Origin of the sequence: Streptomyces sp. NPDC050564 (genome assembly GCF_044457265.1) — a bacterium.
Taxonomy (GTDB): Bacteria; Actinomycetota; Actinomycetes; order Streptomycetales; family Streptomycetaceae; genus Streptomyces.
This window is the reverse complement of record NZ_JBITGS010000013.1, coordinates 210,643-232,432: the sequence shown is the minus strand read 5'-3', so window position 1 is coordinate 232,432 and position 21,790 is coordinate 210,643. Positions and strand designations below refer to the sequence as shown.

Sequence of the window (21,790 nt, the reverse complement as noted above, 5' to 3'; positions counted from 1 at the left end):
CTACGCCCCCCGGGCGGAAAGGATCGACGTCAGGTCGAGGCCGCGGGCGCGCTCTGCGTCCTCGCGGTACTTCAGCACCGATCCCAGCGTGGCCACCGCCAGCTCGGCGTCCATCTCGGTCGCACCCAGCGCGTGCAGGGCCTCGGCCCAGTCGATCGTCTCCGCGACCCCGGGCGGTTTGAGCAGGTCCTCGGTGCGCAGGGCCTGGACGAGCGCGGTGACCTGCTCGGCGAGCCGGGCGGTGACCTCCGGCAACCTCCGTCTGACGATGGCGAGTTCGCGGGCGAAGCCGGGGTGGTCGAACCAGTGGTAGAGGCAGCGTCGCTTCAGTGCGTCGTGCACCTCGCGGGTGCGGTTGGAGGTGAGGACCACGACGGGCGGTGACTCGGCGCGCAGCGTGCCCAGTTCGGGGACGGTGACCGCGTACTCCGACAGCAGCTCCAGCAGGAACGCCTCGAACTCGTCGTCCGCGCGGTCCACTTCGTCGACGAGCAGCACGCACGGATGGGTTTCCAGCGCCTGCAGGAGGGGCCGGGTGATGAGGAACCGTCGGTCGTACAGCTCGCCTTCGAGCCGGTCGGCGTCCGTGATGCCCGCCGCCTCGGCGGCCCGCAGGTGCAGGAGCTGGCGCGGGAAGTCCCAGTCGTACAGGGCCTGCGACGCGTCGATGCCCTCGTAGCACTGCAACCGGATCAGCGGAGCGCCGATCGCCTCGGCGAGGGCGGACGCGAGCGCGGTCTTTCCCACGCCCGCGTCGCCCTCGCAGAAGATCGGCCGGTGCAGCCGCAGTGCCAGGAAACAGGCGACGGCCAGCCCGTCGTCGACGAGGTACCCGGTCTTCTCCAGTCGGGCCCGCACCTCGTCCGGACCGTTCAAGCCGTCCACGACCATGCCGGTGATGGGCTCCTCACCCCATCCCGCCGGCGGCCAGCACCGCCCGCTTGGTCAGGACTTGGGCGAGGTGCGCGCGGTACGCGGGCGAGGCCGAGGGATCGGACGACGGATGCGTCCCGTCTGCCGCCACCTCGGCAGCCCGTTGCACCGCGCCCGGTGCCGCGGCGCCCACGAGCGCCTCTTCCGTGGCCCCGGCCCGCAGCGGTGTCGAGCCCATGTTCGTGAGCCCGATCCGGGCCTCGGCGATGTGCCCGTTGTCGCGCCGCACCAGTGCTGCCACGCCGACCACGGCCCAGGACTGTGCGACCCGGTGGAACTTCTCGTAGTGGAAACCCCAGCCGTCGGCCGTCGGTATCTCCACCTCCACCAGAAGCTCATCCGGGCGCAGCGCTGTCTGCAGATAGTCCACGAAGAACTCGCGGGCGGGGATGGCGCGCCGTCCCGCCGGTCCCTCCGCGATCAGCGTCGCGTCGAGCGCGAGGATCACGGCGGGCAGGTCACCGGCCGGGTCGGCGTGTGCGAGCGAACCGCCGAGGGTGCCGCGATGGCGGACGGCGGGGTCGGCGACCGTTGCCGTGGCCGCCGCGAGCAGCCCGGCATGCCGGCGGACCCGTGGATCGCGGATGACGTCGTGGTGCGAGGTCATCGCGCCGATGATCAGCGTTCCCTCGTCCTCGCGGATCCCGCGCAGCTGCACGATGCGGCCGACGTCGACGACCAGTTCGGGAAAGGCCAGCCGCAGCCGCAGCAGCGGCAGAAGGCTCTGGCCGCCGGCCAGCACCTTCGCGTCCTCGCCCGCGTCCGCGAGGGTGCGCACGGCCTCCTCCACGCTCGCGGGCCTGGCGTACTCGAATGCCGGGGGAATCATGCTGAGCCGTCCTTTCCGGAACGAGCCTGCTCGATGGCCTCCCAGACCCGCTGCGGCGTACAGGGCATCGCCACCTCGGTCACCCCCAGCGGCCGCAGCGCGTCCACGATCGCGTTGACGACCGCGGGCGTCGAGGCGATGGTCCCCGCCTCACCGACTCCCTTGGCACCCAAGGGATTCGAGGTGGCCGGCGTCTCCGTCCGGTCCGTCACGAACTCGGGCAGGTCGGGCGCCGAGGGCACCAGATAGTCGGCCATGGTGCCCGACACCAGGTTGCCCTCGTCGTCGTACACCGCCTCCTCGTACAGCGCCTGCGCGATGCCCTGCGCGACTCCGCCGTGCACCTGCCCCTCGACGATCATCGGGTTGACGGCCCGGCCGACGTCGTCGACGCAGACGTACGAGCGGATGGTGGTCCGTCCGGTCTCGGTGTCGACCTCGACGGCACACAGGTGGGTGCCGTGCGGGTAGGAAAAGTTCTCCGGGTCGACCAGGTGCTCGGCGTTGATGGTGGGCTCCATGCCATCGGGCAGGTCGTGCGAGGAGAACGTCTCGAAGGCGATCTCCTGGATGGTCTTGCGCGCCTCGGGCGAGCCCTTCACGGAGAACACGCCGTGCGTGAACTCCAGGTCGTGCTCGCTCGCTTCGAGGAGGTGCGCGGCCACCTTCCGCGCCTTCTCCACCACCTTCTGGGCGGCGTGGTGCACGGCTGCCCCGCCGACGACGAGCGAGCGCGAGCCGTAGGTGTCCATGCCCTGCGGCGCCGCCTTGGTGTCGCCGTGCACCACCTCGACGTCTTCGAAGGGCACTCCCAGGACGTCGGAGGCGATCTGGCTCCAGCAGGTCACATGCCCCTGTCCGTGCGGACTGGTGCCGGTGACCACTTCGACCTTGCCGGTCGGCAGCATGCGGATGCTCGCCGCCTCCCAGCCGCCGGCCCCGTACCGCAGATCCCGCAGCACCCGGCTGGGCGCGAGCCCGCACATCTCGGTGTACGTGGACACACCGATGCCGAGCCGCACCACGTCACCGTGCTCGTTGCGTTTCTGCTGCTCGGAGCGCAGCTCGTCGTATCCGAAGAGCGCGAGCGCCTTGTCGGTGGCGGCCTCGTAGTTGCCGCTGTCGTACGTCAGCCCCGCGACGGCCGTGTACGGGAACTCCTCGTGGCGGATCCAGTTGCGCCGCCTCAACTCGATCGGATCCAGGCCGAGTTCGACGGCCAGCTCGTCCATGATCCGTTCGATGGCGTACGTCGCCTCGGGACGCCCGGCGCCGCGGTAGGCGTCCGTGGGCGTCTTGGTCGTGAAGACGCCGGTGCACGTGAAGTCGTACGCGTCCATCTTGTAGATCGCCGGATACATGAAGGCGCCCAGGATCGGGATGCCCGGCGTCACGAGCATGAGGTACGCCCCCATGTCGGCGAGGAGATCGACCTTGAGGCCGAGCAGCTTGCCCTCGTCGGTGGCGGCGATCTCGATGTCCTGGATCATCCCGCGCCCGTGATGGGTGGCGAGATACCCCTCGGACCGTGACTCGGTCCACTTCACCGGGCGGCCCAGCCGCTGCGCCACGGCGAGTGCGAGGGCCTCCTCGCCGTACACCTGGAGCTTGGATCCGAAGCCGCCGCCCACGTCGGGAGCGATCACCCGCAGCTTGTGCTCGGGGACGCCGGTGACCATGGACAGCATGATGCGCAGGATGTGCGGGATCTGGGTGGCGGAGTAGACGGTGTACTCGCCGGAGGCGGCCAGTGGCGTCACGACCACCGCGCGCGGCTCCATCGCGTTGGGGATGAGCCGCTGCTGGACGTAGCGGCGCTTGAGGACCACGTCCGCGCGCTGCCGGACCGAGGCGTAGTCCTCACCGGTGGCGAGGGGCCAGACGTAGCAGCGGTTGGTGCCCTTGTCGGCATGGACCAGCGGGGCGTCCTCGGTGAGAGCGGCCTCCAGGTCGAGGACCGGGGGCAGGGGCGTGTAGTCGACCTCGACGGCTTCCAGGGCGTCGGCGGCGGCGTACCGGTCGCGGGCCACGACGACGGCCACCGGGTCGCCCGCGTAGCGGACTTCGTCGACCGCGATCGGCGGGTGGTCCGGGAGGACGATGTCCTCGGTGACCGGCCAGGCGCAGGGCAGTGAGCCGAGGCCTTCGGCCAGGTCACGGCCGCTGAAGGCGGCGACCACGCCGGGGCGCTCGCGCGCGGGTGCCACGTCGACCCGGTCGATGCGGGCGTGCGCCATGGGGCTGCGCAGAATCGCCAGGTGCAGCAGTCCGTTGACGCTGATGTTGTCCGTCCAGTTGGTCTGGCCGGTGACGAGATGGGCGTCCTCCTTGCGCGGCCGGGAGCGGCCGACCTCACGCTCGGTGATCTGGTCGGTCATGTCGTGACCTCCTGACCGGAGGCGGCCAGGACCGCGCGCACGATGTTCTGGTAGCCGGTGCACCGGCAGAGGTTGCCCTCCAGGGCCTGGCGCACGTCGTCCGCGGTCGGATCGGGGTTCTCGCGGAGCAGATCCCGGGCGGCCATGATCATTCCCGGTGTGCAGTAGCCGCACTGCAGGGCGTGCCGCTCGTGGAACGCCGTCTGCAGCGGATGCCACTCCCCGTCCCGGGCGAGCCCCTGGACCGTCGTCACTTCGCTCCCGTCGGCCTGGACGGCGAGCACCGAGCAGCTCTTGACGCTCTCCCCGTCGAGGTCGACCGTGCAGGCCCCGCAGCTCGACGTGTCGCAGCCGATGGGGGTGCCGGTCAGGCCGAGGCGGTCTCGCAGGTAGTGGACCAGGAGGAGGCGGGGTTCGACCTCGTCCTCGTACGTGGTGCCGTCCACCTTCACCGAAATGCGGGTCATGTGCCCTCCCAGAGAGCCAGGTGAGGGGTATCAGCCATTTTACGTGACGTGCGTCACTCTAAGGCCGCCTGTCGAGGGGGGCGAGCGCTACGGCACGCATTTGTTGAGCGTTAATCCGTTGCCGCCGGGGGCCGCCGGCTGCTGCACTACGAGGGACGCGTCGACCAAGATCGAGGAGCAGCAATGCGCACACCGCTCATGTCCACCCAGGAAGGAATCACTCCCACTTCAAAGGACATGACGCCCGGTGCATATGCTCAACCTGGGAATTCTGGCGCACGTAGACGCCGGTAAGACAAGCCTGACCGAGCGGCTCCTGCACTCGGTCGGGGTCATCGACGAGATCGGCAGCGTCGACGACGGAAACACCCAGACCGATTCTCTCGCGCTGGAACGACAGCGTGGCATCACGATCAAATCCGCCGTCGTCTCCTTCGCGATCGACGACGTCACCGTCAATCTGATCGACACCCCCGGCCACCCCGACTTCATCGCCGAGGTGGAGCGGGTGCTCAGCGTGCTCGACGGCGCTGTACTCGTCGTCTCGGCCGTGGAGGGCGTACAGGCGCAGACCCGTGTGCTCATGCGGACACTCCAGCGGCTGCGGATCCCCACGCTCGTCTTCGTGAACAAGATCGACCGTCGCGGAGCGCGGTACGACCGTGTACTGGAGGCGATCTCCGCGCGACTCACCCCGGCGATCGTCCCGATGGGACGGGTGGCTGAACCGGGCATCCGCGAGGCTCGCTTCACCCCGTTCGACGACGCCGGCCTCCAGGCGCCTCTTCTCGATCTGCTCGCCGAGCACGACGACGACCTGCTCGCCGCATTTGTCGAGGGCCGCGAGGGCCGAGTGTCGTACGACCGGCTCCGCGCCGCTCTCGTGCGGCAGACGCGGGAGGCCCTGGTGCACCCCGTGTTCTTCGGCTCGGCCATGACGGGCGCGGGCATCGCGGAACTGATCTCCGGGATCAAGGAGTTGCTGCCCTCGGCGGAGGGTGATGTCGACGGCCCGGTCTCGGCCGGCGTCTTCAAGGTCGAGCGCGGATCCGCGGGGGAGAAGATCGCGTACGCGCGGATGTTCTCCGGGACGCTGCGGACGCGCGACCGGTTGACCTTCCGCGAGGGCGAGAAGGGCAAGGTCACCGCGATCAGCGTCTTCGACCAGGGCTCGGCCACGGGGGAGGGGGCGGTGACGGCGGGGCGGATCGGCAAGCTCTGGGGGCTGAACGACATCCGTATCGGCGACGTCATCGGAGTGCCGCGGAAATCGTCGGCGGACGAGCACCATTTCTCCCCGCCGACGCTCGAAACCGTCGTCGTCCCCTGCCATGCGGCCGACAAGGGCGCCTTGCATCTCGCGCTGACCCAACTCGCCGAACAGGACCCGCTGATCAATCTCCGGCACGACGAGATCCGCAAGGAGATCTCCGTATCGCTCTACGGCGAGGTGCAGAAGGAGGTCATCCAGGCGACGCTGGCGGACGAATTCGCCATCGACGTCGTGTTCCGCGAGACGACACCCCTGTGCATCGAACGCCCCGTGGGCACCGGTGCGGCGGTCGAGTTCAACAAGGAGGACCCCAATCCGTTTCTCGCGACCGTCGGACTGCGCATCGATCCGGCGCCCCTCGATTCCGGTGTGGAATTCCGGCTGGAGGTCGAACTGGGTGCGATGCCGTACGCGTTCTTCAAGGCGGTCGAGGACACCGTGAAGGAGGCGCTGGGGCAGGGAATCCACGGGTGGCAGGTCACCGACTGCACGGTCACCATGACCCACTCCGGCTATTCGCCACGGCAGAGCCACGCACACCAGGGCTTCGACAAGAGCATGTCCAGTACCGGCGCCGACTTCCGGGGCCTGACACCGCTGGTGGTGATGAGCGCGCTCCGGGAAGCGGGCAGTCAGGTGTACGAACCGATGCACCGGTTCCGCCTGGAGGCCCCGGCGGACACGCTCGCGGCGGTGCTGCCCGTGCTCGCGCAACAGCGCGCCGTGCCGCAGACCACGGAGATCCGCGGCGTGTCGTGTGTGCTGGAAGGCGTGATCCCGGTCGCCCGGGTACATGAAATGGAGCGACAGCTACCGGGATTGACGCGTGGCGAGGGCGAGCTGGAGTGCACCTTCGACCACTACGCGCCGGTCATGCGGGGCGAGGTCCCGAACCGTCCACGGACCGACCTCAACCCGCTCGACCGGAAGGAGTACCTGCTGAACATGACGCGACGGGTCGGTAGTTGAGACCAATGGGGTGTACGAGGTCTATGAGACGGATGGAAGAAGTAGAACCTTACTCATAAGTCAGAACCGTTGACGCGTCCTGATGCGAACGGGACTGTAGTGGACATGTCGAAGTTACGTGCGCGTCTGCTCGGCGTTCTCGTGCTGATCACCGGCCTGCTGACGGCCACGGGCGCACAGCCCGCGGCCGCCGACCCCCTCCCCGACTCGCTGTGGTTCGACACCCAGGCGTCGGCCACCCTCACCGTCGCGAACGGCCGCTTCACCGACGGCCTCGGCCGCGAGGTCGTGCTGCGCGGCTACAACGTCTCCGGCGAAACGAAGCTGGAGGAGAACACCGGACTGCCGTTCGTCTCGGTCGCCGACGCCAAGAAGTCCGCTATCGCACTGCGCGCCCTCGGCGGCGCCAACTCCGTACGCTTCCTGCTCTCCTGGGCGCACGCCGAACCCGTGCGCGGACAGGTCGACAGCAGTTATCTCGCCGCGGCCACCGACCAGTTGCGCGCCTTCCTCGACGCGGGAATCCGTGTGTTCCCCGACTTCCACCAGGACCTCTACTCCCGTTATCTCTTCAACACGGGCAGCTGGTACAGCGGCGACGGCGCCCCCAAGTGGGCCGTGGCCGCGGGCAATTACCCCCAGGAGTCGTGCGGGATCTGTCTCTTCTGGGGGCAGAACATCACCCAGAACGGGGCCGTCAAGCAGGCGTCGTACGACTTCTGGCACAACGCTCATGGTGTCCAGGGCGCCTTCCTCGACACGGCACAGGCCACCATGGCCTACGTCAAACAGCACCTCACCACCGCCGAATTCGCGGGCGTCGTCGGCTTCGATCCCTTCAATGAGCCGTACGCGGGCACGTACGACTCCGGGCAGAACAGCCGCACGTGGGAGCGAGACGTCCTCTGGCCCTTCTATGTGAAGTTCCGGGCCCGCATGGACGCGGCAGGCTGGCAGGACAAGCCCGCCTTCGTGGAACCGAACCTCTTCTGGAACGCCAACATCGCCTCCCAGAAGCAGGACGGCGGCCTGCTGGACCCGGGCACGCTGGGCTCGCGCTATGTGTTCAACACCCACTTCTACGACCAGAAGGCGATCTCGGGCATCCTCATGTGGGGCAAGGCGGGGGACGGTCAGTACGCCACCGACTTCGGGACGGTACGCGACCGGGCCTCGGCGGCGGGGACGACGGCTGTCGTCAGCGAGTTCGGCCACCCGCTGTCCGGATCCGTCTCCGACAAGGCCCCCACGGTCGTCAAGGCGATGTACCAAGCCCTCGACTCCCGTTTGCCGGGCTCCAGTTGGTGGTCCAGGGCGGCATCCTCCGGACCCGTGCTCTCCGGCACCCAGTGGCAGTGGGACATCTACAGTGGCCGTCATCGCGAGCTGATGAACGACAACCCCGACAAGGTCCTGACCTCAGGCGACGCCTGGAACGACGAGGACCTCTCCGCCGTCCGCCTGGACGACTCGGGCACCGCCGTGCTGCGCCAGGACACGCGCCTCCTGGACCGCCTCTACCCGAGCGCCACCGCGGGCACCACGGTCGCCTTCACCTACGAGGACCGCTCCCGCGACGGCTCCACCACCCTGACCTGGAACCCGGTTCCGTCGTCCCTGCCGCATGTCTCCCAGCTGGTGGGATCGGGCCAGTACGGGCTGCTGCTGTGGCGCTCGGACGGCGGCGCGGCCCCCACGGAACTCCACCTGCCGGCGTCCTTTCCGACCTCGGACACGACCGTGGTGTCCGACCTCGGCGTGACCATCTCCCCGCCTTCCTACACCACGACCACCCCGATCGGGGTCGCCCCCGAGCCGGGCGGCACCGGTAGCCGCCGTCTGCTGCTCACCGCACCGGGCTCGGCGACTCTGCACTACGCGCTGGTCACGAACGGGGCGACGGCGACGCCCGCCGATCTGTTGAGCGCGGCCCGGACCGAACTGGCGTCGTGGGCCGCGGCTGCGGTCAACTAGCCGAGGGACCCGACCAGTTCGACTCCACATGGCCGAGGCGAACCCGCTGAGGGTGGTCGCCGACCGGCACCGACACCGTCTTCTGCCCGGTGGCGAAGTCGATGGCGGTGACCTGGTCGGCGCCGCTCTCGGAGACGATGCAGTCCTTGCCGTCGCCGCTGACGGTCGCCCAGTACGGCTTCGAGGCGGTGACGAGCGGTCCTTCCTGCAGGGTGGCCCGGTCGACGACGGTCGCGTAGTCGTCCATGGTCCCGGCGATGCACAGCTTCGTTCCGGCCGGGTTCATCGAAATACCGTGATGGCGCGAGTCGTTGACCCAGGTGGTGCGGTCGGTGCTGGTCGCGGGATTCTTCGGCAGGGTCTTGACCCGGGTGATCTTGTCGGAGGCGACGTCGTACTCGAGGAAGCCGTTGAAGAACGACACCTGGAAGTACAGCTTGGACTCGTCGGGGCTGAAGACGGCGGGCCGGACCGCGTCGGAGTAGTCCGTGAGGCCGATCGCGTCGAGCCGCTGCCGCATGTCGATCACCTTGACCTGCTTGAAGGTGGTCGCGTCGACGACGGTGATGCGCCGGTCGCCCTTCGTCCAGTCCAGCCATGGGTCGTCGAGAGCGGTGTTGACGTCACCGATCGCCATGTTCCAGATGTATTTGCCGTCGCGGGTGAAGATGTTCTCGTGCGGCTTGTCGCCGGTGGCGAAGGAGCCGAGCTGCTTGCCGGTTCGGATGTCCAGGACGTGCACCGTGTTCGCGGTCGAGGCCGAGACGGCGACGCGCGTGCCGTCGGGAGACACGGCCATGTGGTCGGAGCGGTAACCGGACACGGGGAAGCGCCAGTTGATGTGTCCGGTGGCGAGGTCGATGGAGACGACGTCCGCGAAACTCGGACGGGACACGACCACGGAGTCGCCGTCGGGCGTGGAGTACATGTCGTCGACGAACTGGTCGTGGCCCTCGCCGACCCCGTTGCGAATGGCCATGAAGTAGGCCCACTTGATCGGATCGGCGTTGATCGCGGCGAGCCGTTCGTCCTTGTCGGGGATGACGTTGATCCGGCCGATCTTGGCGAAGTCACCGGTGGACTTGATGACGTCCGCGGTGCCGTCCCAGTTGTTGCCCACGAACATCACCTCGCGCAGCTCGCCGGCGGAGGCCTGCGCGCCGGCGGCGGTCGCCGTGCCGCCGAGGGTGAGGGCGAGGGCGGCGGCGAGGGAACAGAGATGTCTGGGTCTGAGAGCGGACCTGGTGGGTCGGACAGACATGGTGGGTCCTTGTCGTAGGCGGGGGGTGCGAGTGTCGAGGGCATGACAAGCAATGGCGCCGAAAATCTGAACACGGCCGCGTTCAGAGTGGACTTACTGGAAAGTAAGGAGGGGGTGCCCCTCTCCACAAGGGTCCGTACACGACAAAATCGTCGGAGAGTCGAACAGTTCGTCGGACCGGCAAGGGAGGAACGTGTGGCGGGCAGGCTCAAACAGCCGACCGGCCGTTACGGGGGCAGGACCGCCGAGGAGCGGCAGGCCGAGCGTCGCGTACGCTTCCTGGACGCCGCGCTCCAACTCTTCGGTGACAGCCCCGGGTTCCGGTCCACGACCGTCGCGGCGTTGAGTGAGGCGGCGGGGCTGTCGACGCGGCAGTTCTACGAGGAGTTCCGGACTCTTGAGGACGTGCTGGCCGCGCTGCACCTCCAGGTCAACGACTGGGCCGAGGACGCCGCCCTCGCGGCGCTCGCCGACGCGCGGGAGCGAGACCTGCCGCTCGCCGAGCGCGCCACCGCGATCTTCCATGCCTATGCCGCGAACGTGACGAGCGATCCGCGGCGGATCCGCATCACCTTCGTCGAAATCATCGGCGTGAGCCCCCGGTTGGAGGAGCAACGCCTGGCGCGTCGGGCTCGCTGGGTGGACTTCATCTGCGCGGAGGCGGCTGCGGCGGCGGCACTCGGCGAGGCGGCGCCGCGCGACTACCGGATCGCCGCGACCGCGTTCATCGGCAGCGTGAACGGTCTGCTCCACGACTGGCGGGCCGGGTGGGTGGACGCGACCCTCGACGAGGTGGTGGAGGAGCTGGTGCGGCAGCTGTTGGGCATTCTGCGACCGGCGGGGTGGTGTCCGGCGGGGAGGGGCGGGGCGCCCTGACGGCGGGCGTCCGGGCAGCGGCCGACTGTCAGACCCGCATCCAGGGTGCCCGGCATGACCAACCGGATGCAGGACTCCTTCCCCGGCCACGAGGTGAATGTGGTCCTCGCCCGGGGCATGCCCGTCGACGTGCTCCTCCAGGGTCTTCGCGACCGGCTGCGGAGACCCCTCGCGTCCGGCGAGGCGGATCGGTGGGCGTGGGCGGTGCACGACATGCCGCGAACCTCATCGGCTCGGGCTTCCCTCACCACCGCTCGATCTCAGGCCCGCGGATGTCGGCCCGTCCGGCCTTGGAGGACGAGGCCGTCAGGGGCCGTAGGGCGGACAGGGGGGCGAAAGACCTCACGTACCTCAGGCCGTCAGCCGGTGCACCGTGTCGAGGACCGGCCCCACCCCGTCCTCGGCACGGATGCGAGCCGCCAGCGCCTGCGCGCGCAGCCGATACGACGGATCCCTCGTCACCCTCACGAGAGCCGACGCCAGCCGGGCGGTGCCGAGTCCGCGCAGGGGTACGGCCCCGGGCGCGATACCGAGCGCGACGAGCCGCGCGGCCCAGAAGCCCTCGTCGAACTGGACCGGCACCGGCACGGCCGGCACACCCGCCCGCAATCCCGCCGCCGTCGTCCCCGCTCCCGCGTGATGAACGACCGCCGCCATCCGGGGAAAGAGCACTGAGTGCGGCATCTCGCCGACCGTGAACATGTCGTCCCCGGTGGCCCGCAGCTCGCTCCACCCCCGCTGGATCACCCCGCGCAGCCCGCTCGCCCGTAGGGCGCGTCGCCTGGTCCTGAAACCGGCGGTGCCGGATCAGCCGTTCCATGTGACGAGGACACCACGAAGTCGTTGCCGTATTGGGGGTGGCTCCAGAGCGCAGATCGCATCGTGATCAACCTGTGGGAGTCGCCGTCGCGGCGGGGCCCGGACCGGTAGATCTTTACACGCCCCAGCCGTTCGGCACAGTCGCGAGCACGACCGCCATCAGTGCGAGCGCGGCGCAAAGAAGAACTCCTGCGCACAGCCGCCGTCGCAGCGAGCGGTATCTCTCCTCGTATTCGACCCGCAGTTCCCTGCCGCGCTGCGCGGTGCGCTCCCAGGAACGCCGGGTGAGCGCGAGGTAGGTCTCCTGATAGCGCGCCTCCACCTCCTCCCGCTGGGTGTCCGTCAGCCAGGTCAGCGAGCGGGTGAAGCGGACGGCTTCGGCACGTCCCTCGGCGCGGGCGGCCGCGATGAGCAGGTGGCCTTCGAGCTCGCTGATCAGCGCACCCGCCTCCGGCGGGCGGTCGTCCATGGCGGTCATCGGAGTTCCTTCACCGTTGTCTCCAACTGCACGCCCGAGGCAGTGATTTCGGGGTGATGCAGGTCGAAGGCCGGGGACTCCGACCGGATGCGCGGGAGGGTGAGGAAGTTGTGCCGCGGCGGCGGGCAAGAGGTGGCCCACTCCAGCGAACGGCCGTACCCCCATGGGTCGTCGACCTCGATCTTCTCGCCGTACTTGGCTGTCTTCCAGATGTTGTAGAAGAACGGCAGGAACGAGAGGCCGAGCAGGAAGGAGGAAATGGTCGACACCGTGTTGAGGGTCGTGAGGCCTTCCACTGCCAGGTAGTCGGGAATCCGGCGCTGCATTCCATTGGCGCCCAGCCAGTGCTGGACGAGGAAGGTGCCGTGGAAGCCGGTGAACAGGGTCCAGAAGGTGATCTTGCCGAGGCGTTCGTCGAGCATCCTGCCGGTGAACTTGGGCCACCAGAAGTGGAATCCGGAGAACATCGCGAAGACGACCGTACCGAAGATCACGTAGTGGAAGTGTGCCACCACGAAGTACGAGTCCGAGACGGGGAAGTCCATCGGCGGCGAGGCGAGCATCACGCCGGTCAGTCCGCCGAAGACGAAGGTGACCAGGAAGCCGGTGGCCCACAGCATCGGTGTCTCGAAGGACAGGGACCCCTGCCACATCGTGCCGATCCAGTTGAAGAACTTCACACCCGTCGGCACGGCGATCAGGAACGTCATGAAGGAGAAGAACGGGAGCAATACGCCACCGGTGACGTACATGTGATGGGCCCACACGGTCACCGAAAGCCCCGCGATCGCGATCGTTGCGCCGATCAGCCCCATGTAGCCGAACATCGGCTTGCGCGAGAAGACCGGGATGACCTCACTGATGATTCCGAAGAACGGCAGCGCGATGATGTACACCTCCGGATGCCCGAAGAACCAGAAGAGGTGTTGCCACAGCAGCGCGCCACCATGGGACGCGTCGAAGATGTGCCCACCGAACTTGCGGTCCGCCTCCAGGGCGAACAGCGCGGCGGCGAGGACCGGGAAGGCCAGCAGGACCAGCACACCGGTCAGCAGCACGTTCCACACGAAGATCGGCATGCGGAACATCGTCATGCCGGGAGCACGCATGCAGATGATGGTGGTGATGAAGTTGACCGAGCCGAGGATCGATCCGAAGCCGGAGAAGGCCAGACCCATGATCCACATGTCGGCCCCGATGCCGGGCGAATGCACCGCGTCGGACAGGGGTGCATAGGCGAACCATCCGAAATCAGCGGCGCCCTGAGGAGTCAGAAAACCGCCGACGGCAATCAACGAGCCGAAGAGATAGAGCCAGTAGGCCAGCATGTTGAGCCGTGGGAACGCCACATCGGGCGCGCCGATCTGCAGCGGCATGATCCAGTTCGCGAAACCGGCGAAGAGCGGGGTCGCGAACATCAGGAGCATCACGGTGCCGTGCATCGTGAACGCCTGGTTGAACTGCTCGTTCGACATGATCTGCAGTCCGGGCCGGGCCAGTTCGGCGCGCATCAGCAGCGCCATCACCCCGCCGACGCAGAAGAACCCGAACGACGTGACCAGATACAGCGTGCCGATCGTCTTGTGGTCGGTGGTGGTCAGCCACTTCACCGCGGCGAGTCCAGGACGCCGGGCACGCACGGAAGGGGGTGCGGGCAGCGCCGTAACAGTGTTGCTCTCCATGCCCCGCCTGTGTCCGGCGCCCGCGCCACCGTCACACTGGAGCGAAGCGACGAGCGTCACATCGGCGGGTGTGACGATCACGTACCTGCCGGACACCTACGGATTATGAGCAACGACGAGAACTTCGCCGCTGCCTATCGCGAGCACTACTGGGCGGTCAGCCGCTACGTTGCGCGGCGACTGGACGGCCGGAGCAGTGATGTCGAGGAGGTGGTGGCGGATGTCTTCACCGTCGCCTGGCGGCGCCGGTCCGACCTCCCGCCGTCCCCCCTTCCCTGGCTGTACGGGGTGGCGCGCCACTGTCTGGCCAATGCCGTACGCGGCTACGGGCGTCGCCGCAGGCTCGTCGACCGGCTCGGAAACGACGAGAGTGCGCACGGCAAGCAGGTGGTGGCGGGCCCCGACTCCGAGTCGCCGGGCGACTGGGTGCACGAGGCGCTGGCCCGGCTCTCCCCGGCCGACCAGGAAGTACTGCGGCTGACGGCCTGGGAGGAGCTCGGCGTCGACGAGGTCGCCGTCGCCCTCGGCTGTGGCAACCGCGCCGCGGCGATGCGTATGCACCGCGCCCGCCGCCGCCTCAGAGCCGAGATCGACCGCCTGCAGATCACCGTGGCCGCCGGCAGCGAAGCGCCCCGCCGCGACACCTCGAAGGAGCACGGCCATGGCTGACGAACTCGAACTGCTGCGCCGCGCCAACCCGGTGCCGTCCGCCGACCCCCGTTTTCACGACCGCCCACTGGACCAGCACGCCGAGCGGCGCCTCAACCACCTGCTGCACGGCGCGCGCCCCCGCCCGCTGCGCCGCTGGCTCTGGAGCGTCGGGACCGCGGCGGCCGTCAGCGTGGTCGTCCTCGTGCTCACGCTGTCGGGACCGGCCACCGCCCCCGCCGTGGCCGCCCCGCGCCCGCTGGTCATCGAGGCGGGCTCCACCCCCGTCCCCCTGGACCGGCTCGCCGACCGCGCGGTGGCATCCGACAGCTCGCTCCCGCTGCGCCAGGGCACCCACGTCCAGACGTGGAGCCTGAGCATGACCTCGGGACCCGGGGCCCGGCCGCCGATCACGCTCCCCGAGGAACGCGTCGTCCGCTGGGAGGCCGACGGCAGTCACACCGAACTCGTCGTGGCGACCGACCCGCGCCATCCCGGCAAGCCGGTCATCACCGACGCCGACTCCGTCCCGGGCACGGTCGAGGACGGCCATGTGCTGAGCAGGCAGGCTTACCCGCCGAGCTGGAGCGACGCGCCGCCCCAGGCGCGACCGCCGCACGACGCCGTGCGGCTGCGCGCCTACCTCGAGGAGATCGACCCGATCGAGGTGATGGACACGACGCAACTCCTGGACGCCGTCGCCGAATTGCTGGACAACTGGACGCTCGGTGCCCGCGAGAGCGCCGCGCTGGCCCGTATCCTCGCCGACGCGAAGGGGCTGCGCCCGGTCGGAGCGGTCACCGACCGGCTGGGCCGCACGGGACAGGCGTACATGTACGACGACAAGGCCCACTCCGGCCGCCGGATGCTGATCCTGGACCCGGCGACCGGCGCTGTTCTCGGCCTTGAGGACACGGTCACCAAGGCCGATCCCGAGTACGGCGTCAAGGCCGGCGACGTGATGTCGTACCGCGCGTGGATGCGCTGATCGACCCCGAAGTCCTCGAAGTGTGTGCTCAGAAGCCGAGTTGGCGCTCGGCCCCGGTCACCGTCTGCTCCAGCAGGACCGCGATCGTCATCGGGCCGACGCCACCCGGCACGGGGGTGATCAGACCGGCCCGGGTGACGGCGGAGTCGAAGTCGACGTCACCGACGTTCCCGAAGTTGTAGCCCGCGTCGATCACGACGGCTCCCGGCTTGATGTCCTCACCGCGGATCAGCCGGGGGCGCCCCACGGCGGCCACCACGATGTCCGCCTCGCGCACCACAGCGGACAGACCCTCCGTACGCGAATGGCAGTAGGTCACCGTCGCGTCGCGCCCGAGCAGCAGCATGCCGACCGGCTTGCCGAGGATCGCGCTGCGGCCCACGACGACGGCCCGCTTGCCGGCCGGGTCCATGTCGTACTCGTCGAGGAGCCGCATGATGCCGCCGGGCGTGCAGGACACGAAGCCCGGCAGGCCGAAGCTCATCGCCGCATAGGAACTCAGCGTCACACCGTCGACGTCCTTCTCCGGCGCGATGGCCTCGAACGCCGCGCGCTCGTCGATGTGCGGTCCGACCGGGTGCTGGAGCAGGATGCCGTGCACGGTCGGGTCGCCGGACAGCGCATCGAGCGTGGCGACCAGTTCGGCCGTCGTGGTGTGGGCGGGCAGGGCGACGTGCCGCGACTCGATACCCGCCTTGCGGCTGCGGTTCTGCTTCATCCGCACATAGGTGACCGAGGCGGGATCCTCGCCGACCAGCACCGTCGCCAGACATGGAGCCGCGCCCGTACGGTCCTTGAGGTCGGCCGCACGCTTGGCGGTCTCCTCGACGATGCGCCGCGCGAGACCGGCGCCGTCCATGAGCTGGGCCTGGGACATGTGCTCCTCCTGAGCGTTGTTGACACAATCGCCCAGGCGCGCGGCAAAGACCCGTTCGTCAGACCGCTCCCCGGTGGTACTCCACCTCAGCGCCAGTCACGGCCCACCGACCAGCGTAGCTTGTGCGATCAACGGTCGGCACCGCTGGATCACCGAACACACCATGGCCTGGCCGGCCCGGGTCTGGCGCTCTCCCTGGGCCGGTCGACAGCGGTACTCGGTCAGCGGGCCGGGCGAAGGGCCCGCGGTTCCATGACCGGGCCTTCGTCGCTCGCCCCGACGGCGATGGGTGTCCGGACACCGTCGGCTCACGCCTACGGGTCGGTAAATGGCACCGGCGTCACAGACTCAGGCGTCCATCGGTGGTAGACCGGGCAAAAGCTTCTCCAGGGTGATGGGGAAGTCGCGCACGCGCACGCCGGTGGCGTTGAACACCGCGTTCGCGACCGCCGCACCGGCCCCGCAGATGCCCACCTCACCGACGCCCTTCGCGCCCAGCACGTTGGCCTTGTCGTCGTACCCGTCGAGGACGACGGCGTCGACGTCGGGAACGTCGGCGTGAACCGGCACCAGGTATTGGGCGAGATCCCGGTTGACGAAGGCGCCGGATCGCGGGTCGACGACGGCCTCTTCCTCGAGGGCCGCGCCGGCTCCCCAGATCATGCCGCCGATCAGCTGTGAGCGGGCCGTCTTCGCGTTGAGCACGCGGCCCACCGAGAACACGCCAAGCATCCGCCGCAGACGGATCTCGGCGGTGTCCGCGTCGACCCCCACCTCAGCGAAATGGGCCCCGTAGCAGTGGATCGAGTAGGCCGTGTAGTTCGGATCATCGCCCATGAAGCAGGTCTCGCCCACCGCCTGCACGCCTTCGGGGTGGTTGCGTCGGACGATCTCGCTCAGCGCCTCGGACGCGTCACCGATGCGCACGTTGCCATCGGTGAACACGGCGTCCGCCGTGTCCCGGCCGTGCAGCGGGGAGCGCGCGTCGCCGCGCGCAGCGGACAGCAACTGCTCGCGCAGGGCCGTGCAGGCCCGATCCACCGCGGTGCACGAGTTGGCGGCGCCCCACGAGCCACCGGACCCCCAGCTGGTGGGAAACTCGGATCGCCCGAGCTCAATGCGCACCCGATCTGGCGGCAGTCCAAGCCCGTCGGCCGCAACCTGCGTCAGGACGGTGTAGGTGCCCGTGCCGATGTCGGTCATGTCCGTCTGGACGACGGCGGTGCCGTCCGCCTCGAACCGCACCCGCACCGTTGTCGGCCCTTGGAAATGCCCACGGATGGCGGCGGCCATGCCGTAGCCGATCAACCACTGTCCCTCGCGCATACTCGCCGGGGTGGCGGGGCGGCGTTCCCAGCCGAACCGGCGCGCGCCTTCGCGCAGGCAGTCGACCAGGTGCCGGTCGCTGTACGGCACGTCCCGCTCGGGATCGACGGTGGGCTCGTTGCGGATCCGCAGCTCCACCGGGTCCATCCCCAGCACGTGTGCCAACTCGTCCATCGCCGACTCCACCGCCAGCATGCCCGGCGCTTCGCCCGGCGCGCGGACGTCTGTCCCGCGCGGCAGGTCGAGGGGCGTCAGCCGGTGGCTCGTCAACCGGTGGGGCGCGGCGTAGAGGCTGCGGGTCGTGGCGGCGGTCTGCTCGGCGTACTCGACGTCGGGGTTGGTGTGCATGGTGACCTCGTGGGCGAGCGCAGCCAGCCGTCCATCGCGCCCCGCGCCCAGCCGAACGCGCTGGCTGGAAATGGGGCGCATACCGACGAGCTGGAAGATCTGCTGCCGGGTCAGCGCGACCTTGACCGGTTGGCTCAACTCGCGGGCGGCGAGCGCTGCGAGGATCGTCTCGGAATGGATGCCCAGCTTGGAGCCGAAACCCCCGCCGACGAAGGGGGTGACGATGTGAATCCGCGCCGGGTCGATGCGAAGCGTGCTGGCGACCGAGGTCTGAGCGGCATCGACGATCTGGCAGCTGACGTAGACGACGAGGTCCTCGCCACGCGGCTCCACCAGGCACGCGTTCGGTTCCATCGGCATGGAGAACTCGTACGGCGTCGTGTACTGCTCGTCGACTCTGACCTCTGCGTTGCTGAATCCGGCATCGAAATCGCCCACCTCGGTGTCGGTGGGGAGTCCCGCATTGACTACTTTCGGGATATATGTCTCGTCTTCGTCCGCGAAGTCGAAACGCCCCCGCCCGCTCACGTATTCGACGTCGACGAGATCGGCCGCCGCTCGGGCCTGCTCGAAGGTCGTGGCGACGACGAGTGCCACCGGCTCGCCGTAATGGTGAATGTCCGGGCCGGTCAGCACCGGCTGGGCGCGCCAGTATTCGAACGGAATGGACTCGTCGCGGGGGCCCTGCGCCGGGGCATTGAGATGGGTCATCACCATGCGTACGCCGGGAGCGCGTTCGGCGTTCTCGGTGTCGATCCGGGTGATGCGGCCTTTGCCGATCGTTGCGCCGACGATGAACCCGTAGAGCGGTTGGCCGGCCTCCCAGTGCTCGTAGGCGAAGGTGGCTCGGCCGGCGACCTTCAACGGGCCGTCGACGCGGTTCAAGGCTTGCCCGATCATGTCGCCTCCTCAGCTCGACTGGGCCGCTTGTGCGAGCGTTCGGCACAGCGTGCGCTTGGCCAGCTCGATCTTGAAGTCGTTGTGCCCCTGCCCGACGGCGTCGCGCATCGCCGCCTCAGCGGCGGCGCGATAGGTGGCCATCGTGGCCGGACGGCCGGTCAAGGCGGCCTCCGCCTCGAAGGACCGCCACGGCTTGTGCGCCACACCGCCGAACGCCACCCGCGCCTCACCTATCGTTCCCTGATCGGCCGAGACGACAGCCGCCACGGAGACCAGTGCGAACTCGTAGGACGCCCGATCGCGCACCTTGCGGTAGATCTGCCGGCCCGGCGGGGGCGGGGGCAGGATCACGCCCGTGATCATCTCGCCGGGCCGCAGCACGGTCTCGATGTGCGGCGTATCGCCCGGCAGCCGGTAGAAGTCCGTGATGACGACGCGGCGTACCGACTCGTCGGCGTCGAGCAGTTCGATCTCCGCCTCCAGCACGGTCATCGCGACGGCCATGTCCGAAGGATGGGTAGCGATGCAGGAGTCGCTGGCGCCGAGGATCGCGTGTATCCGGTTGAACCCGCCGATCGCCGAGCATCCGGACCCGGGATTCCGCTTGTTGCAGCCCGCAGCGGTGTCGTAGAAGTAGGGGCAGCGAGTGCGCTGCAACAGATTTCCCCCGGTGGACGCCTTGTTGCGCAGTTGGCCCGAGGCGCCGGCCACCAGCGCCTGCGACAGAACCGGATAGCGGGTACGCACTCGGGCATCGGCGGCCACGTCGGAATTCGCCGCCTGGGCGCCGATGCGCAGTCCGCCGTCCGGGAGCTCGTCGATGTCCCGCAACGGAAGTCGACTGATGTCGACCAGATGGCTGGGATGCTCGATGTCGAGCTTCATCAGGTCGAGCAGATTGGTGCCGCCACTGATGAACTTGGCGCCGGTTCTGGACACCGCGGTGACAGCGGCCTGTGCGTCCGTCGCTCGCTCGTACGTGAAGGACCTCATTCCAGGCCTCCCCTCGCGATGCCGCGGATCGCCGCGACGATGTTCGGATAGGCGGCGCACCGACAGATGTTGCCGCTCATCCGCTCGCGGATCTCCTCATCGGTCAACGCGATGCGCGACGAGGACACGTCGGCGGTGGCGTGGCTCGGCCAACCTGCCTCCACCTCGGCGAGCATGCCGACAGCCGAACAGATCTGGCCGGGAGTGCAGTAGCCGCATTGGAAGCCGTCACGCTCAACGAAGGCACGTTGCATGGGGTGCTGGGCATCGGGATCGCCCAGGCCTTCGATCGTCACGATCTCGTCGTCCTCATGCATCACAGCCAGCGTCAAACAGGAGTTGACGCGCCGGCCGTTGATCAGCACTGTGCAGGCGCCGCACTGCCCGTGATCACACCCCTTCTTGGTCCCGCTCAGGCGCAGATGCTCACGTAGCGCGTCGAGCAGTGAAGTCCGTGGATCCACCTCGAGCCGCCGCACCTGATCGTTGACGCTCAACGCGATCACCGAGAATTGGGCCGTCTCGCCCTGGCTCCGGCCCGCGGCGCCCGTGTCTGAAGCGCTCATCGACGCCCGCCTTCCTCGCTAGGCGCGAGTGTCAACTGGATATGTGTCGCCACTGTCGGGTGAGCTCCCCTGTCTCCAGGCTCTCGCACAAACATGACCGTCGCACCGCGAGGATTTGCTCGATGCCCGTTTCGCCGCTCGGTCACCGGCCGACGTCGCCGTCTCCCGTTCGCCGATCTCGTTGTCGTCGATGGATCGGAAACCGTGTTGCGGGGCGAGCAACCCGCCCCGGTCCTACGCGGCCCGGCGGTAGCGCGCATCACCGCCTGCACGCCGAGGCGGCCGAGAGCGACGGGACCACCAGCGCGGCTCGGAAGCACCCGAGTCCTCGCCGCTCACTGGACGGACCCGGTCAAGGAGGCGATCTTCGCCCGGCTCGCACTCCAGGCCCGGCATGCGGCACAGGCCCGCCGGGACACGACCGCCAATGGGTACCGGTACGGCTCACCGCCGCCGGATTCGATGCCTTCGAGCAGCACGCGGTGCCGCCGGGCAAGGGTGACAACGCGCTGCTCGCAGTACTGAGCCCAGCAGAGAGGCGGATGCTCGCAGACCTGCTGCGGAAACTGGTCGTGGCCGCCGATCCCGGTGCCTGCGCGACCGACCCATCGTCGTATTCGCCGAAAAGGTCCAGGTCAGACGGGATCTGATCTGGACCCTCGGCCAATCCCTTCCTACTCGTCCCATGCCTGGACCAGCGTCTGTTCGACGATCTTGCCGTCGCGCAGAGAGATCATCGAAGTGGCCAGCACCCGCACGCCGTCCGGGTATTCGCAGGACTCGGTGTAGGCGACATGGTCCCCTTGGATGACGCACTGGTCCAGCTTGTGCGTCATGTCGCGGCTGTAGACGTCGCTGAGCATTTCGGCGATCTCGTCGCGACCGTGTTTGATCATCGGGTGGCTGGGTTGCGTGTTGCGGTCGACGACGCGTAGTTCCGCGTCGTCGGCGTAGAGCGCCAGCAGAGCTGCCGCACTGTGTCCTTCTATGCCCCGGCGCAGCGCTTCGGTGTCGAAGGCAAGGGGTGCCGCGGTGCCCATGATCGACCTCCTTGGAAGGCCGCGGCCCAGCGAGGAGTGGGCCGCGTAGGCCTCTCCTCCGAGACTCCTCCGCTGCTCGGCCCTCGGCAAGCGCAGCCGCCCCGATGCGCCTGACGGGTGAGCGAGAGGACCCGGCCGTGTCCGCCCGGACCCCGGGCACGTTGC

General features: G+C 68.8%; 17 protein-coding genes, 1 pseudogene and 1 riboswitch. Of the genes and pseudogenes, 5 read left to right on the top strand and 13 right to left on the bottom strand.

Annotated elements, in window-relative coordinates; all coding sequences use genetic code 11:
- From ACIBK0_RS22315 to ACIBK0_RS22300, 4 genes are read right to left on the bottom strand one after another with little or no spacing between them, the layout of a single operon-like run.
- Complete coding sequence (locus ACIBK0_RS22315) at nucleotides 1-891, bottom strand: AAA family ATPase (RefSeq protein ID WP_399082500.1); 891 nt, start codon at nucleotides 889-891, stop codon at nucleotides 1-3.
- Nucleotides 892-907: 16 nt separating this feature from the next.
- Nucleotides 908-1,762 (bottom strand): FAD binding domain-containing protein, encoded by an 855-nt coding sequence (locus tag ACIBK0_RS22310; RefSeq protein ID WP_399082497.1) that lies wholly within the window; start codon nucleotides 1,760-1,762, stop codon nucleotides 908-910.
- Complete coding sequence (locus ACIBK0_RS22305) at nucleotides 1,759-4,140, bottom strand: xanthine dehydrogenase family protein molybdopterin-binding subunit (protein ID WP_399082494.1); 2,382 nt, start codon at nucleotides 4,138-4,140, stop codon at nucleotides 1,759-1,761. The genes ACIBK0_RS22310 and ACIBK0_RS22305 overlap by 4 nt, the downstream gene beginning before the upstream one ends.
- Nucleotides 4,137-4,607: a (2Fe-2S)-binding protein gene (locus ACIBK0_RS22300; RefSeq protein WP_399082491.1), complete on the bottom strand. Its 471-nt coding sequence runs from the start codon at nucleotides 4,605-4,607 to the stop codon at nucleotides 4,137-4,139. The genes ACIBK0_RS22305 and ACIBK0_RS22300 overlap by 4 nt, the downstream gene beginning before the upstream one ends.
- Nucleotides 4,608-4,854: 247 nt before the next feature.
- Here ACIBK0_RS22300 and ACIBK0_RS22295 point away from each other — a divergent pair, with 247 nt between their 5' ends.
- Nucleotides 4,855-6,849, top strand: coding sequence for a GTP-binding protein (locus tag ACIBK0_RS22295; protein WP_399082488.1), 1,995 nt, complete (start codon nucleotides 4,855-4,857; stop codon nucleotides 6,847-6,849).
- A gap of 105 nt (nucleotides 6,850-6,954) precedes the next feature.
- Entirely contained in the window at nucleotides 6,955-8,823 is a 1,869-nt protein-coding gene (locus ACIBK0_RS22290; protein ID WP_399082485.1) for a cellulase family glycosylhydrolase, read from the top strand.
- Here the strand turns inward: ACIBK0_RS22290 and ACIBK0_RS22285 are convergent.
- Nucleotides 8,816-10,084 carry a YncE family protein gene (locus ACIBK0_RS22285; protein ID WP_399082482.1) on the bottom strand — a complete coding sequence of 423 codons (1,269 nt, stop codon included), beginning with the start codon at nucleotides 10,082-10,084 and terminating at the stop codon, nucleotides 8,816-8,818. The genes ACIBK0_RS22290 and ACIBK0_RS22285 overlap by 8 nt on opposite strands.
- A gap of 195 nt (nucleotides 10,085-10,279) precedes the next feature.
- Between ACIBK0_RS22285 and ACIBK0_RS22280 the strand changes: the two genes are divergently transcribed.
- The gene (locus ACIBK0_RS22280; protein ID WP_399082479.1) at nucleotides 10,280-10,960 is read left to right on the top strand and encodes a TetR/AcrR family transcriptional regulator; all 681 of its coding nucleotides are present in this window, start codon (nucleotides 10,280-10,282) and stop codon (nucleotides 10,958-10,960) included.
- Between the two features lie 351 nt (nucleotides 10,961-11,311).
- On the opposite strand, the pseudogene ACIBK0_RS22275 reads toward ACIBK0_RS22280, so the two are convergent.
- From ACIBK0_RS22275 to ctaD, 3 genes and pseudogenes are all read right to left on the bottom strand, one after another.
- Nucleotides 11,312-11,737: pseudogene (locus ACIBK0_RS22275) on the bottom strand (glycosyltransferase); the annotation flags it as partial.
- A gap of 157 nt (nucleotides 11,738-11,894) precedes the next feature.
- Nucleotides 11,895-12,257, bottom strand: a complete 363-nt coding sequence (locus ACIBK0_RS22270) for a hypothetical protein (RefSeq protein ID WP_399082476.1) — start codon at nucleotides 12,255-12,257, stop codon at nucleotides 11,895-11,897.
- Nucleotides 12,254-13,939: a cytochrome c oxidase subunit I gene (ctaD, locus tag ACIBK0_RS22265; protein WP_399082631.1), complete on the bottom strand. Its 1,686-nt coding sequence runs from the start codon at nucleotides 13,937-13,939 to the stop codon at nucleotides 12,254-12,256. The genes ACIBK0_RS22270 and ctaD overlap by 4 nt, the downstream gene beginning before the upstream one ends.
- A gap of 105 nt (nucleotides 13,940-14,044) precedes the next feature.
- On the opposite strand from ctaD, the gene ACIBK0_RS22260 reads away from it, so the two are divergent.
- Nucleotides 14,045-14,608, top strand: coding sequence for an RNA polymerase sigma factor (locus tag ACIBK0_RS22260; protein ID WP_399082473.1), 564 nt, complete (start codon nucleotides 14,045-14,047; stop codon nucleotides 14,606-14,608).
- The gene (locus ACIBK0_RS22255) at nucleotides 14,601-15,575 is read left to right on the top strand and encodes a CU044_5270 family protein (RefSeq protein WP_399082470.1); all 975 of its coding nucleotides are present in this window, start codon (nucleotides 14,601-14,603) and stop codon (nucleotides 15,573-15,575) included. Before ACIBK0_RS22260 ends, ACIBK0_RS22255 begins: the two co-directional genes overlap by 8 nt.
- A gap of 28 nt (nucleotides 15,576-15,603) precedes the next feature.
- Here the strand turns inward: ACIBK0_RS22255 and ACIBK0_RS22250 are convergent, their stop codons facing one another.
- From ACIBK0_RS22250 to ACIBK0_RS22230, 5 genes are all read right to left on the bottom strand, one after another.
- Nucleotides 15,604-16,452, bottom strand: coding sequence for a bifunctional 5,10-methylenetetrahydrofolate dehydrogenase/5,10-methenyltetrahydrofolate cyclohydrolase (locus ACIBK0_RS22250; protein ID WP_399082467.1), 849 nt, complete (start codon nucleotides 16,450-16,452; stop codon nucleotides 15,604-15,606).
- A 23-nt stretch (nucleotides 16,453-16,475) separates the two neighbouring features.
- Nucleotides 16,476-16,562: riboswitch (ZMP/ZTP riboswitch) on the bottom strand.
- A 238-nt stretch (nucleotides 16,563-16,800) separates the two neighbouring features.
- Nucleotides 16,801-19,026, bottom strand: coding sequence for a xanthine dehydrogenase family protein molybdopterin-binding subunit (locus ACIBK0_RS22245; RefSeq protein WP_399082464.1), 2,226 nt, complete (start codon nucleotides 19,024-19,026; stop codon nucleotides 16,801-16,803).
- A 9-nt stretch (nucleotides 19,027-19,035) separates the two neighbouring features.
- Nucleotides 19,036-20,019: an FAD binding domain-containing protein gene (locus ACIBK0_RS22240; protein ID WP_399082461.1), complete on the bottom strand. Its 984-nt coding sequence runs from the start codon at nucleotides 20,017-20,019 to the stop codon at nucleotides 19,036-19,038.
- Nucleotides 20,016-20,585 carry a 2Fe-2S iron-sulfur cluster-binding protein gene (locus tag ACIBK0_RS22235; RefSeq protein WP_399082458.1) on the bottom strand — a complete coding sequence of 190 codons (570 nt, stop codon included), beginning with the start codon at nucleotides 20,583-20,585 and terminating at the stop codon, nucleotides 20,016-20,018. The genes ACIBK0_RS22240 and ACIBK0_RS22235 overlap by 4 nt, the downstream gene beginning before the upstream one ends.
- A 674-nt stretch (nucleotides 20,586-21,259) precedes the next feature.
- Nucleotides 21,260-21,625 carry a nuclear transport factor 2 family protein gene (locus ACIBK0_RS22230; RefSeq protein ID WP_399082455.1) on the bottom strand — a complete coding sequence of 122 codons (366 nt, stop codon included), beginning with the start codon at nucleotides 21,623-21,625 and terminating at the stop codon, nucleotides 21,260-21,262.
- Nucleotides 21,626-21,790 lie beyond the last annotated feature (165 nt).